A 13,371-nucleotide genomic window follows, 5' to 3' on the forward strand; every position below is an offset into this window, starting at 1 on the left:
TCTAGCTGAATCATGCATATTACGCGTTTACATATCGAGCGTGTTCGGAACTTAAAAGCGGTTGCACTTCATGAGTTGCAGCCGTTTAACGTCTTTTATGGGCAAAATGGTTCGGGTAAAACCTCGATTTTAGAAGCGATTCATTTATTGGCGACAGGGCGTTCTTTTCGCACCCATATTCCTAAAAATTACATTCAGAACAGTAGCCAAGATGCGATTGTATTTGCTCAGTCATTGACTGAAAAAATTGGCATGCAAAAAATGGCATCGGGTGAGCAGTTGATTAAGGTCAATGGCGACCCTGTTGCGACCCAAGGGCAATTGGCTAAAATTCTGCCTTTACAACATATTGATCCACTCAGTACCGATATTATTGACCATGGTGCAAAACCACGACGGCAACTGTTGGACTGGTTGATGTTCCACGTGGAACCAGAGTTTTATCACGCTTGGCAATATTATTCACGTGCCTTAAAACAACGTAATAGTTTGCTTAAATCACAGCGACATTTAAGTCTGTCGGACTTGGAACCGTGGAACAAAATGCTCAGTGATTATGGTGAGATTTTGCATCGGCAGCGTTTGGGAACGGTGGAACAATGGCAGCAATTTTTTGCACAAGATTTACAGTATTTATTGCCTGATTTACACATTAGTCTGGAATACAGCGCAGGCTTTCATACCGAAACAGGCTTGTTGAATGATCTGTGCAATTATCATCAAAAAGATGTGGAACGTCGCTATACCGAATATGGGCCACACCGCGCCGATTTACGCTTAAAAACCCCAATGGGTGATGCCGATGTGGTGCTGTCACGTGGGCAGAAAAAGCTATTGATTATGGCATTAAAACTGTCACAGATTGCAATGCTGCATGCGTCTAATAAGGAAACTGTGGTATTATTAGATGATCTGACAGCAGAATTAGATTTAAGCGCACAACAACGTTTAATTGAACGATTAAGCCAATTGGGTAGTCAAGTTTTTATTACCACTTTAGATCATCAATCCGTGCAACAACACTTACAAGCGTTGTCGATTCCTTATCGCTTATTTCAGGTCGATCACGGAACGGTGCAGGCTGTTGAGCAATAATTTTTTTATCTTTGGATAGACCTATTTTTCACTAGGGAGAAACCATGAGTTCAGAAGATCAATCTGTCTCTACTACAGAACAAACCAATGAAAAGGCTTATGATTCCTCTAGTATCAAAGTATTGCGTGGCCTAGATGCTGTTCGTAAACGCCCAGGCATGTATATCGGTGATACAGATGATGGTACAGGTTTGCATCACATGGTGTTCGAGGTAGTCGATAACGCTATTGATGAAGCTTTGGCGGGTCATTGTGATGAAATTTTGGTGACTATCCATGAAGATGAATCTGTCAGCGTATCTGACAATGGTCGTGGTATTCCAACCGATATTCACCCTGAAGAAGGTGTTTCTGCGGCAGAAGTAATTCTAACAATTCTGCACGCAGGCGGTAAGTTCGATGACAACAGTTATAAAGTCTCGGGTGGTTTGCACGGTGTTGGTGTGTCGGTGGTCAACGCTTTATCGAGTAAACTTGAATTAACGATTAAACGCGCGGGTCAAATTCACCAACAGGAATACCGTCACGGTGATCCACAATATCCTTTAAAAGTAGTGGGCGACACTGAGCAATCAGGCACGACTGTGCGTTTTTGGCCAAGTGCTGAAACCTTTAGCCAAACCATTTTTAACGTAGATATTTTGGCGCGTCGCTTGCGTGAACTGTCTTTCTTAAACGCGGGCGTGCGTATTGTACTGCGTGATGAACGTGTCAATTTAGAACATATTTTTGACTATGAAGGTGGTTTGTCTGAATTTGTGAAATATATCAATGCAGGCAAAACCCATCTGAATGAAATTTTCCATTTCACGACACAGGCTGAAAACGGGATTACCGTAGAAGTTGCTTTGCAGTGGAATGATTCTTATCAGGAAAACGTACGTTGTTTTACCAATAATATTCCACAAAAAGATGGTGGAACGCACTTGGCAGGCTTCCGTGCTGCGCTGACCCGTGGTTTAAATAACTACATGGAAAGCGAAAATATTCTTAAAAAAGAAAAAGTTGTGGTATCGGGTGATGATGCACGTGAAGGTTTAACCGCGATTGTGTCGGTCAAAGTGCCAGATCCAAAATTCTCATCACAGACCAAAGAAAAATTGGTATCGAGTGAAGTGAAACCTGCTGTTGAGCAGGCCATGAATAAATCTTTCTCTGAATATTTATTGGAAAATCCGCAAGCGGCAAAATCTATCGCGGGTAAAATTATTGATGCAGCACGTGCCCGTGATGCAGCGCGTAAAGCCCGTGAAATGACGCGCCGTAAGAGTGCTTTGGATATTGCAGGTTTGCCAGGTAAATTGGCTGATTGTCAGGAAAAAGACCCAGCATTATCTGAATTATATCTGGTCGAGGGTGACTCGGCAGGTGGTTCGGCTAAACAAGGCCGTAACCGTAAAATGCAGGCGATTTTGCCACTGAAAGGTAAAATCCTGAACGTGGAACGTGCCCGTTTTGACAAGATGATTTCATCGGCAGAAGTAGGTACTTTAATTACTGCTTTAGGCTGTGGTATTGGTCGTGAAGAATATAACCCAGACAAACTGCGTTATCACAAAATCATCATCATGACCGATGCCGACGTAGATGGTTCACACATTCGTACCTTGCTGTTGACCTTCTTCTTCCGTCAAATGCCAGAGTTGGTCGAGCGCGGTCATATTTATATCGCACAGCCACCATTGTATAAGTTGAAAAAAGGCAAGCAAGAACAGTACATCAAAGATAATGATGCTTTAGAAACCTATTTAATTTCGAATGCGATTGATGAACTGGAGCTGCATGTGAGTGCTGATGCACCTGCAATTCGTGGCGAGGCTTTAGCCAAAGTCATTGCGGATTATCAAACCTCACAAAAGAGTTTGAGCCGCTTAACGCTGCGTTATCCTGCAAGTCTGTTGGATGGTTTATTAGAATTAGATGCCTTTAAAATTGATCAAGCAGCAGATCAGGCGTATGTACAACAATGGGGCGAGCAATTACGTCAAAGCATTGAACGATTACAGCCAGGTTTGCGTCCTGAATTAAGCATCGAACAGTTTGAAAAAGAAGATGCGGATGGTCAAAAATCTGCAACGTATTGGCCACGAATCACGGTATATGTGCACAACTTGCCCCATACTTATTTACTAGATACAGGTTTGCTGGGTTCAGCTGAATATGCACGTTTGCTGAAAAATTCAAAAAGCTGGTTTACGCTGCTTGAAGAAGGTGCGTATTTGGAAAAAGGCGAACGTAAAATTACGGTCAACAATTTCCATCAAGTGTGGCAACACATTTTGCAGGACTCGCGTCGCGGCATGATGATTCAGCGCTATAAAGGTTTGGGTGAGATGAATGCGGAACAACTTTGGGAAACCACGATGGACCCAGAAAACCGCAATATGTTGCAAGTCACCATTGATGATGCCATTGAAGCAGACCGCATGTTCTCTTGCTTAATGGGCGATGATGTAGAACCACGTCGTGCCTTTATTGAAGAAAATGCCTTAAATGCAGATATTGACGCTTAATTCGTCCAAATCATCCGCATAACCATAAGCACTCTACGGAGTGCTTTTTTATGTTTGGCTTTTGTTGTTGTCGTGATTCATCCAAATAACTTTTATAAAACTGACTTATTGTTCTGTCATGCTGAGCTACATTAAGCCAAAAATATAGGAGAATCATTAAGATGGATAATCAATTAGAACAAGCACGTGATGCATGGGTGAATGCTTTTTTTACTGGCAATGTGGAGCTGTTAGCACACTATGAAGATGAAGATTTTAAAGTCGTTTATACGGCAGAATCACGTGTGGAAAATCGTGAAACACGTTATGCCAACATTCAGCATGCAGTGAATAATGGTGTCTGGAAACCGATCAAACCGAATGTTGAATTAGAAGAATATGAGTTTGATCGTGAGCAGGTTAACTGTCGGATTCAAATTGGTTTGGCGGATGATCAAGGGTATATTCAAGAAATCTGGCGCTATATTCAGGGCTGGAAAATACAAGAATTATGTATTAGCAAAGCAAAAATTACTGCCGAGTAGCAGCGATTTTCTGTGAATCACTGAGATTCAATGACTCAAAATAACCATGAAAGAATGGATTGATTTGGCTTTAATTAGAGTTTTGAATTTAAAATAACAGTTAGTTTGAGTTGTGGATAACTAAGTTTTTGCTTTTAAATTTAAATTGTAGATTTTGAATTTAAAAATCACACTGAGTTTTAAATTCAAAACTTCTTGCTTGGTAGCTATGCTGTCTTACTTTTATTCAGGGTGGGGGTGTCATACAACTATGCTGTGGTGCAAGATTGATAAGTAAAAATAAACAAACGCAGAGAGTGACTTAAATTTCTTTGCGTGGTTATTGTGAAGATAAACTAAAGATTAAAACTATTACGAATGTGTCTTATAAGTATGGAACATACACAATGCATATTCTACGAAATATGATGAGATTTAACCCTATTTAGCATAGCGTTAAAATCTCATCGGTATGGCTATTCAAAGCTACTTTCGAGTTCTTCCAATTCCATCATCAATTCAAGCATTTGTTCTTCTGCCTGTGCCAATTTTGTTTTCAGATCATTTTGCTCATTCATGAGTTTGAGCAAATCATCTTTACGGTTGGCATCGTAAAGGGCAGGATCTGCCAGTTCGGTTTCAATTTCAGTCAGACGCGGTTGAATTTTTTCAATTTGCGCTTCGTATTTTTCAATATTTTTACGAATAGGGCGAGTTTGTTCACGGCGTTGTGCTGCCAGTTTGCGTTGAGCTTCTTTATCTACTTTGACTAGGTTAGTCTTGTTCTCAACCACTGGACTTGGATTGGATGGAGCTGTGTTGGATGTACCTTGCTTAAGCATGTCTGCACGAGCTTGGCGTAACCATTGGGCATAATCTTGTAAATCGCCTTCAAATTCTGTGCATTGTCCTGCATGAACCAAGAGTAAGTCATCGCAGACACTGGCAATTAATTGACGTTCGTGTGACACCAATACCACTGCACCTTCATAATCCTGTAATGCCATGGTTAAGGCATGTCGCATATCTAAGTCTAAATGGTTGGTCGGTTCGTCCAGAATCAGTACGTTAGGACGTTGCCAGACAATTAAAGCCAAAGCCAAACGTGCACGTTCACCTCCTGAAAAACTTTCACAAGGCGTGTCCATACGTTCGCCACTAAAACCAAAACTGCCTAAAAAGGCGCGTAAAGTGGCTTCGCTGATTTTTTTATCGGCAATGCGTGCCAGTTGTAGCATCGGGCTGGCGCTATCATCCAAAGCATCCATTTGATGCTGTGCAAAATAGCCAATATTGAGTAATTCTGAGGCTTTGCGAGTACCTGCTAATAACGCCAATTCACCCACTAAGGATTTAATTAAGGTCGATTTACCTGCGCCGTTCATCCCCAATAAACCAATACGACTGGTCGGGGTAATTTGTAGGTTAATTTTGCTGGCAATCACTTTGTCTGCATAACCAATGCTGACTTGTTCCAAGGTCAGTAAGGGTGAGCTCATTTTGGTCGGTTCACGGAAACTAAAGGTAAATGGTGTATCTACATGCGCAGGGGCAAGCAATTGCATGCGTTCCAATTGCTTGATACGGCTTTGTGCCTGCCGTGCTTTGGTGGCTTTGGCTTTAAAACGATCAATATATTTTTGTAAATGTGCACGGGTTTCTAATTGTTTTTCATACGCTTGTTGATGTTGTGCCAAGCGTTCACTGCGTGTGGTTTCAAAGGTTGAATAATTGCCTGTATATAAAGTCAGTTCACTATTTTCAATATGTAAAATATGATCGGTAATGGCATCTAAAAAATCACGGTCATGGGAAATCAGCACCAAAGTTCCCGCATAGGCTTTAAGCCAGTCTTCTAACCATAAAATTGCATCTAAGTCTAAGTGGTTGGTTGGTTCGTCCAGTAATAATAATTCGGAGCGACTCATTAAGGTACGCGCCAAATTTAAACGCATGCGCCATCCACCAGAAAAACTACTGACCGCCAAGCTGTTTTGATGTTCCATAAAACCTAAACCTGCCATCAGTTGTGCGGCTTTGGCGGGTGCGGTATAGCCATGAATTTCATCAAAACGACCATGCAAATGTGCAAGTTGGTCATTATTTAATTGTTCAGGATGTTGCAGTTGTTGTTGAATGTTCCAGTATTCTTCATCACCCGACAGCACAAAATCAATCGCAGGCAAATCCAATGCTTTAACTTCCTGTGCCATGTGCGCCACAGTCCAGCCTTGCGGACGGCTCAACGTACCTTCGTCTGGGGTTAAACTACCTAAAAGCGCAGCAAATAAACTGGATTTTCCTGCACCATTGACACCTGTAAGACCGACTTTCCAGCCTGGATGGATTTGCATAGACGCTTTTTGAAATAAAACACGTCCACCGCGGCGTAAAGAAACTTGGTCAAGTTGAATCATGGTGTTTACTGGTCACAACAAAAGTTGGGCATATTCTAATGGAAGCCCACCAGAAAACAAAAATAAGCCCAGTTTTATTTGTGATTTGCGAAAAATCTCTCTTGTGATGTTTAAAAATTATGATCTAACAACAGGCTTTTTTTATGACTTTGTAAACAAGCACAAAATACGTGCATGTTGGAAATGATCTTTATTTTGATCTAAATCTATAAAATATAAGTGAATTATGAAATAAAAATGATCGCTTAAATAAGGCAGTATAAGGTTTTGGCAGAATTGACAGATGAAATTCGAGTAAATGCTCTATTTTTTTAATTTGAACTTGCTTAATATTTGTTTCGTGTACGGACACTCAAAAATAAAAAAATCTGTAGAAGGATCGAAACAATGAAAAAAATATGGGTCAGCGCAACATTGACAGCATTCGCAGCGATCGGTTTCAGTGCTCAGGCGCAAGCAGCAAAAGTAGATGTATGTGTTTTTGACTTACTGGGTAAGTCAGGTGAATCTTTTCAGATGGCACAAGAGTGGGCGCTAGCAGCAAAAGGCTGGGGTGCAGAAGTCAATTTAATTCCACGTCAGGATGAAGCTGTCGCAGACAATGATTTTAAAGCAGGCAAATGTGATGGGGTATTTATGACCGCCATGCGTGCTCGCCAATACAATAAATTTGCAGGCTCGATTGATGCTTTAGGTGGTGCGCCAAGTAATGCGATTGCACAACGTGCCATCAGCTTTGCTTTAGATCAACGTAATGCAGCGAAAATGGTTACCAATTTAGGTGGCAAGAAATATGAAGTTGCGGGTATTTCACCTTTAGGTTCGGCCTTTATTTTTGTGCGCGACAAGAACATCAGCTCGATTGAAAAAGCAGCAGGGAAAAAGTTTGCGGTATTGGGCTATGACGATGCACAAAAAATTATGGTGCAGCGTGTAGGTGCGCAAGCTGTCATTTCTGATGTATCTAACTTTGTGGCGAAATTTAACAATGGTCAGGTCGATATGGTCGGTGCGCCTGCCTATGCGTACAAACCTTTAGAAATCTACAAGGGTTTAGGCAATAACGGGGCGATGTTTAACTTCCCTGTATTACAAGTGACCGCAGACTTTGTGATTCGCCCTGAACAATTCCCTGCGGGCTTTGGGCAAAAATCACGAGATTGGTTTGTAAAAAATCTGCCTAAAGCGATGAGTATGATTAATCGTTTGGAAGGTGAGATTCCAGCCAAATATAAAATGAACTTGAGCGCAGAAGATAAAACCAAATATCAAAAAATGCTGCGTGATGGACGTATGGATATGACCAAACGCGGCATTTATGACCCTGCCATGATGAGTGTGTTAAAACGCGCTCGTTGTTCTGTCGAAAAAACCAATTTTGAATGTTCACTTGGTGGCGAATAGATTGATTTTTAATAAAAAAGCCTAGATCTCTAGGTTTTTTATAATGAAAGATTCGTCAATTGAGCCATATCAGCCAAAAAATCAAAATTCGCTAATCTGAGCTTGATAAAAGAACAGTGATACTAAATTGAAGGTTTGGATCAACTGTGCGCAGAAAAACAAAAAATGGAAGGAACTAGAAATGAAACAATGGACGCAAGCTTTATTATTTGGCGCAGGCTTATCTTTAGTCGCTAGTGCAGCGCAGGCCAAACAAGTGGTCTGTGTATTCGACTTGGTCGGTAAAAACGGTGATGTCTATAACTTAATGCAAGACTATCAATTGGCGGCCAAAAACTGGGGCGCAGAAATTGAGTTACGCGTAGGTCAAAACGAAGGCGTGATTGCAGAAGATTTTAAAGCAGGAAAATGTGATGGTATTAGTGTGACGGGCATGCGTGGTCGTCAATTTAACCATTTTACAGGCTCATTAGATGCAATTGGTGCGATTCCAGATTTAAAACTGGCAGTTAAAGTCATGCAAGGTTTGGCGAGTCCTGCTTTTGCCAAATATATGCGCAATGGTCAGTATGAAGTCGCAGGTGTCATTCCTGTGGGTGATGCCTTTTTGATGGTGAATGACCGCAGTATTAATAGTGTCGCCAAAGCCGCGGGGAAAAAAATTGCTGTTTTAGATTATGACCAAGCGCAAAAAATTATGGTACAGCAAATTGGTGCGCAAGCAGTAAGTGCCGATGTCACCAATTTTGGCAGTAAATTTAACAATGGTCAGGTCGATATTATTGGTGCGCCTGCTGCAGTATTCCGTCCTTTGGAACTACATAAAGGCTTAGGCACTAAAGGCGCGATTGTGAATTATCCAATTTTACAGGTCACGGGCAATATTATTATCCGCCCAGATAAATTCCCTGCAGGTTTTGGGCAAAAATCACGTGAATGGGTGAAAGGGCAGTTACCACGTGCCTTTGGTATTTTAGGCAAAATGAAAGCCGATATTCCTGCAAAATATTGGATGCAAGTGCCTGCAGCAGATCAACCGGGTTATCAAAAAATGATGCGTGAATCGCGGATTGATTTAACTAAACGTGGTGTTTATGACAAACGCATGATGAAATTATTGTGGCAATTCCGCTGTAAAGAAGCGCCAACCAATTTTGAATGTGGCTTGCAGGACGAAAATTACAAATAATTGGAGAATCTTGAGGTAATTACTCAGAATTCACTTTAATTCTGCATCACCGTCCCAATATTGAGTATGCTATACTTGATAAGTGGTCTTTTTGCAGAAAAGACATCTGAATTGTACCTGAGGAAAATCCATCATGAATGCCCAAGCACTTGAGCTCACCGACAACGCTGCTAAAAAAGTTCGCCAATTGCGTGACAGTGAAGGTAATCAAGACTTAATGCTACGTGTATATGTGACAGGTGGCGGTTGTTCAGGATTTTCTTATGGCTTTAACTTTGCGGAAAGCCAAAATGAAGATGATGCAGAATTTGTGAATGGCGATGTAAAAATGCTGGTCGATTCACTCAGCTATCAATATTTAGTTGGCTCGGTAGTGGACTATATTGAAGGCTTGGAAGGTTCGCGTTTTGTGGTACAAAACCCGAATGCAACCACGACTTGTGGTTGTGGTTCTTCATTCTCAATCTAAGTATGATTTAAATATTTTTGAGTATCAGCATCTGAAAAAGTAGATTGATGCACTCAAAATGATCAAAGCCTTTCCTATATAGAAGAGGAAAGGCTTTTTTGTTGCTACTGATCTGGTTTAAAAGTGCATCCTTAAACCAAAGTCATGGTACCTAAAATGCGATCACCTTTAGCCCCTGTGACCGCAGGTAAATTGCCACTTAATTGCTGACAAAAACGCATTGCCAACCAAGCAAAGGCGGTGGCTTCGACCCATGTTGGGTTTAGCCCTAAATCGGCTGTACTTTGTACAGTCCATTGATGTTTGCGCAAACGCCAGCGCAATTGCTCTAGCAAATAAGAATTATAGGCACCACCGCCACAGACATAGACTTCACCTGTATCCATGCCTGAACGATAAATGGCTTTTTTAATCGCGCGGGTGGTGAGCTTTAATAAAGTCGCTTGAATATTTTCAGGATTATCTTCCAGCTCGTCATATTCCACATCATTGCGCCAATCGGCAACCTGTTCATCTAGCCATTCCAAGTTAAAGTCTTCGCGCCCTGTACTTTTGGGTGGTTCTTTAGAGAAAAAAGCATGGGCTTGTAAACGATCTAACAAGCTGCGAATCGGATGTCCATACGCAGCCCAATTGCCATTTTCATCATAAGGTTGTCCTGTGTAACGCTCACACCAAGCATCCATTAAAATATTGGCAGGCCCTGTATCAAAACCCGATACTGCTTCGGGCTGTCCTGCAGGCAACAAACTGACATTGGCAATGCCGCCTAAATTTAAAATTACCCGATGAATACTCGGATGTTGGAATAAGTTTTGATGGAAAGCGGGCACTAACGGTGCGCCTTGTCCGCCTGCAGCCATGTCACGACGACGAAAATCTGAAATTACAGGAATTTGGGTGATTTCGGTGATGATGTTCGGATCACCAATTTGTAAAGTAAAAGCATGTTCAGGACGATGACGAATGGTCTGGCCATGCGAACCAATCGCTTTAATTTGAGATTTATCCAGTTTATTTTTTTCAATCAGGCTGTTAATACCATGTCCAATCATGGTGGCTAAAGCCACATCTGCTTTGCCCATGCGGTCAATTTCATTGTCACCTGGCAAAGTCAGTGCCATGAGTTCGTCACGTAAATCGGGATCAAACGGCAAAGTCAGGGTCGCGTGGAGTTGCAGTGGATCAAAAGAAGCAGCAACAAGATCGACACCATCCATACTTGTGCCCGTCATTACCCCAATATAGATCGCTGTCATGGTTATTCTATAGCCTGCAATATGCTGAAAAAGTGTTAGTATATCGCACAAATTGAATAACTGATGTGTTTGGATTTCGTGATGTCAAATTTCCTGCCAGCTGAAGAACAACTTGCTCTCATTCAACGAGGCACGCATGAAATTATTTCTGAAGAAGATCTTCTAAAGAAATTAAAAGAGAATCGTCCTTTAAAAATTAAGGCGGGGTTTGACCCGACTGCACCTGATTTACACTTGGGGCATACGGTATTAATCAATAAATTAAAAGTATTCCAAGACTTAGGTCACGAAGTATTTTTCTTGATTGGCGATTACACTGCCATGATTGGTGACCCAACAGGTAAAAGTGCTACACGTCCGCCGTTGTCACGTGAAAAAGTCTTGGAAAATGCCAAAACGTATCAGGAACAAGTTTTTAAAATTCTTGATCCAAATAAAACCAAAGTGGTGTTTAACTCTGAATGGTTTGCAACAAAAACTGCAGCAGATTTAATTCAGTTGGCATCGCAGCAAACCGTAGCGCGTATGTTGGAACGTGATGACTTCACCAAGCGTTATAACAACCAGCAACCGATTGCGATTCACGAATTTTTGTATCCGTTGGTACAAGGTTATGACTCGGTGGCATTACAAGCCGATGTAGAATTGGGCGGTACAGACCAGACCTTTAACTTGTTGATGGGACGTACCTTGCAAGGTCGTTATGATCAGGAAGCGCAAGTTTGTATTACCGTGCCAATTCTTGAAGGTTTAGATGGCGTGAATAAAATGTCTAAATCTTTGGGCAATTATATTGGTGTATTTGATGCACCGGGTGCGATGTATCAAAAAGTCTTGTCGATGCCTGATAGTCTGATTGAGCGCTATTTTGAGTTACTCAGCTTCAAGTCGATGGATGAAATTGAAATTTTGCTTAAAGAAATGGCAGAAGGTCGTAATCCGCAAGAAATCAAAAAGATTTTGGCACTCGAATTGGTTGAGCGTTTCCACGGCAGCGAAGCTGCAGCCAATGCGCATAAAGGTGCAGGTAATATCATTACCGAAGGTGAATTACCTGAAGGTACGCCAGAAGTGACGATTTCACGTGCTGAATTTGGTGGTGAATTATTTATTGCTTCTATTGTACGTGCTGCAGGTTTAACCAAAAATGCTGCACAAGCCAAAGATGCTGTTGCACGTGGCGCAGTAAAAGTAGATTGGAATGTGGTCGACGCAGGTTTCTCGGTCAAAGAAAACGCAACATATATTATTCAGGCGGGTAAAAAAGCCATTGCCAAAGTCACATTTACGGACTAGATCCATTCTAAGTGATTGAAATAAAAGCAGGCTTCGGTCTGCTTTTATTTTCTGTTTGGTATATTAATTATATGAATAAGTAAATTCAAAAAAAACCTTATAAAAACAACACTTAAATTTTGCCAAGCAGCTTGCATTTTTGCTCAGTTATGTATAAGATTTACCCATCTAGACACAGTGTACAAAACAGATCTAGAGGGTACTTATAACTATAGCTCCACAATTTACAAGTCCCTTCCCCAAGGGACTCTTTTTTTTCGTATAACTATAATAACGATATATGGATCGCATATAGATTCAACTCCGAGGGAGAGATTTTGGGAGAGATCTCTTTCTTTTTTTTGCCTCTAGTTTTGTTGTATTTTATATCTAAAGGTAAAATGTAAGATTACTTCTCTTTGTTTTATAAAAATATTCTTAAAACTTTAAGACCTAATTCAAATTTCAAAGCTACTTATATATGGTAAAACATCTTGTAAGTAGTGCATGTGGATGGCGCGATCTAAACTTGCCGAATAGAAGAGTAGGTTTGTCAACTTGAAGTCGGTAATGCAAATGCTAAGCATCAACTTTGAATTAACGGACAAAACCACCAAGCTGACATGAAATCAATGCTAGATGTACGCCGTATGTAGGAATATTATTTTGGATAATGCAAAAGCATTTTTAACAGAGATGTAAAATTTTTTAGATGTCGCAAGACAAAAAGAATCATATACATTGGCAATCGTTGATTACAGCCTGCAAAACTTGACCGATTTGAGTCCATAAAAGTATGGATGAAAAAGTCCTGTTTACTTTGTAGATGGGAGTTTTTATTTAAATTTGATGAAAAAATAGCTAAAAAATTAAAAAACCAAGCATTTTTGTAGAAAAAAAATACATACGTGAAAAATATTCTAATTTGGGGCTTGCAAAGATTTTGAAATCCCCTAGAATGCACCCATCCCGACGCGAAACAGCCTACGAACTTAGCTTACAGGGTTAAGTTGTTAGAAGTGTTTTGCGTTAAAATTTCTGCTGACGAGGCAGAAATTGAGATCATTAAGAGATTATGAAGAACAACTTGTGTGGATTTTTACTGATTGATTGATCGAAGATATTTCATTGATTGATTGGTTTAAATTACTCGAAGTTTATTTGAGCGAAATTTAAGTCAGAAAATTGATGAGCCAGATTTGGAAGTTTAGATTAAAACTTCAAAATGATTTTAACTGAAGAGTTTG

9 protein-coding genes are annotated in these 13,371 nt (G+C 40.7%); 7 read left to right on the forward strand and 2 right to left on the reverse strand.

The annotated features are described in order from the left end of the window. The first annotated feature begins 12 nt into the window (after window positions 1-12). The 3 genes from recF (at window position 13) to FTU35_RS11215 (ending at window position 4,132) form a co-directional block, all read left to right on the forward strand. Window positions 13-1,095 carry a DNA replication/repair protein RecF gene (gene recF / locus FTU35_RS11205; protein WP_004969757.1) on the forward strand — a complete coding sequence of 361 codons (1,083 nt, stop codon included), beginning with the start codon at window positions 13-15 and terminating at the stop codon, window positions 1,093-1,095. A 44-nt stretch (window positions 1,096-1,139) separates the two neighbouring features. Next, window positions 1,140-3,608, forward strand: a complete 2,469-nt coding sequence (gyrB, locus tag FTU35_RS11210) for a DNA topoisomerase (ATP-hydrolyzing) subunit B (RefSeq protein WP_154320151.1) — start codon at window positions 1,140-1,142, stop codon at window positions 3,606-3,608. Between the two features lie 161 nt (window positions 3,609-3,769). Next, entirely contained in the window at window positions 3,770-4,132 is a 363-nt protein-coding gene (locus FTU35_RS11215) for a hypothetical protein (RefSeq protein ID WP_004969754.1), read from the forward strand. A gap of 455 nt (window positions 4,133-4,587) precedes the next feature. On the opposite strand, the gene FTU35_RS11220 is transcribed toward FTU35_RS11215, so the two are convergent. Next, a complete protein-coding gene (locus FTU35_RS11220) occupies window positions 4,588-6,528 on the reverse strand; it encodes an ATP-binding cassette domain-containing protein (RefSeq protein WP_104852778.1) in 1,941 nt (646 codons plus the stop codon). Between the two features lie 387 nt (window positions 6,529-6,915). Between FTU35_RS11220 and FTU35_RS11225 the strand changes: the two genes are divergently transcribed. The 3 genes from FTU35_RS11225 (at window position 6,916) to erpA (ending at window position 9,590) form a co-directional block, all read left to right on the forward strand. Further along, the gene (locus FTU35_RS11225; RefSeq protein WP_004969750.1) at window positions 6,916-7,932 is read left to right on the forward strand and encodes a putative solute-binding protein; all 1,017 of its coding nucleotides are present in this window, start codon (window positions 6,916-6,918) and stop codon (window positions 7,930-7,932) included. 181 nt (window positions 7,933-8,113) lie between these two features. After that, window positions 8,114-9,121 carry a putative solute-binding protein gene (locus FTU35_RS11230; protein WP_104852777.1) on the forward strand — a complete coding sequence of 336 codons (1,008 nt, stop codon included), beginning with the start codon at window positions 8,114-8,116 and terminating at the stop codon, window positions 9,119-9,121. A gap of 133 nt (window positions 9,122-9,254) precedes the next feature. After that, window positions 9,255-9,590: an iron-sulfur cluster insertion protein ErpA gene (erpA, locus tag FTU35_RS11235; protein ID WP_004969742.1), complete on the forward strand. Its 336-nt coding sequence runs from the start codon at window positions 9,255-9,257 to the stop codon at window positions 9,588-9,590. Between the two features lie 131 nt (window positions 9,591-9,721). Here erpA and FTU35_RS11240 read toward each other — a convergent pair whose 3' ends face one another. Beyond that, window positions 9,722-10,849: an anhydro-N-acetylmuramic acid kinase gene (locus FTU35_RS11240; RefSeq protein ID WP_004969740.1), complete on the reverse strand. Its 1,128-nt coding sequence runs from the start codon at window positions 10,847-10,849 to the stop codon at window positions 9,722-9,724. 63 nt (window positions 10,850-10,912) lie between these two features. Between FTU35_RS11240 and tyrS the strand changes: the two genes are divergently transcribed. Beyond that, the gene (gene tyrS / locus FTU35_RS11245) at window positions 10,913-12,145 is read left to right on the forward strand and encodes a tyrosine--tRNA ligase (protein ID WP_162164701.1); all 1,233 of its coding nucleotides are present in this window, start codon (window positions 10,913-10,915) and stop codon (window positions 12,143-12,145) included. The last annotated feature ends 1,226 nt before the right edge of the window (window positions 12,146-13,371 follow it).

Origin of the sequence: Acinetobacter sp. YH12095, from assembly GCF_013419245.1 — a bacterium.
Lineage (GTDB): Bacteria > Pseudomonadota > Gammaproteobacteria > Pseudomonadales > Moraxellaceae > Acinetobacter > Acinetobacter towneri.

Bases quoted from the DNA above. Each gene is read 5' to 3' on its own strand.
- FTU35_RS11215 (WP_004969754.1), top strand. From the start codon at position 3,770: ATGGATAATCAATTAGAACAAGCACGTGATGCATGGGTGAATGCTTTT.
- recF (WP_004969757.1), top strand. From the start codon at position 13: ATGCATATTACGCGTTTACATATCGAGCGTGTTCGGAACTTAAAAGCG.
- FTU35_RS11225 (WP_004969750.1), top strand. From the start codon at position 6,916: ATGAAAAAAATATGGGTCAGCGCAACATTGACAGCATTCGCAGCGATC.
- FTU35_RS11240 (WP_004969740.1), bottom strand. From the start codon at position 10,849: ATGACAGCGATCTATATTGGGGTAATGACGGGCACAAGTATGGATGGT.
- FTU35_RS11230 (WP_104852777.1), top strand. From the start codon at position 8,114: ATGAAACAATGGACGCAAGCTTTATTATTTGGCGCAGGCTTATCTTTA.
- FTU35_RS11220 (WP_104852778.1), bottom strand. From the start codon at position 6,528: ATGATTCAACTTGACCAAGTTTCTTTACGCCGCGGTGGACGTGTTTTA.
- erpA (WP_004969742.1), top strand. From the start codon at position 9,255: ATGAATGCCCAAGCACTTGAGCTCACCGACAACGCTGCTAAAAAAGTT.
- tyrS (WP_162164701.1), top strand. From the start codon at position 10,913: ATGTGTTTGGATTTCGTGATGTCAAATTTCCTGCCAGCTGAAGAACAA.
- gyrB (WP_154320151.1), top strand. From the start codon at position 1,140: ATGAGTTCAGAAGATCAATCTGTCTCTACTACAGAACAAACCAATGAA.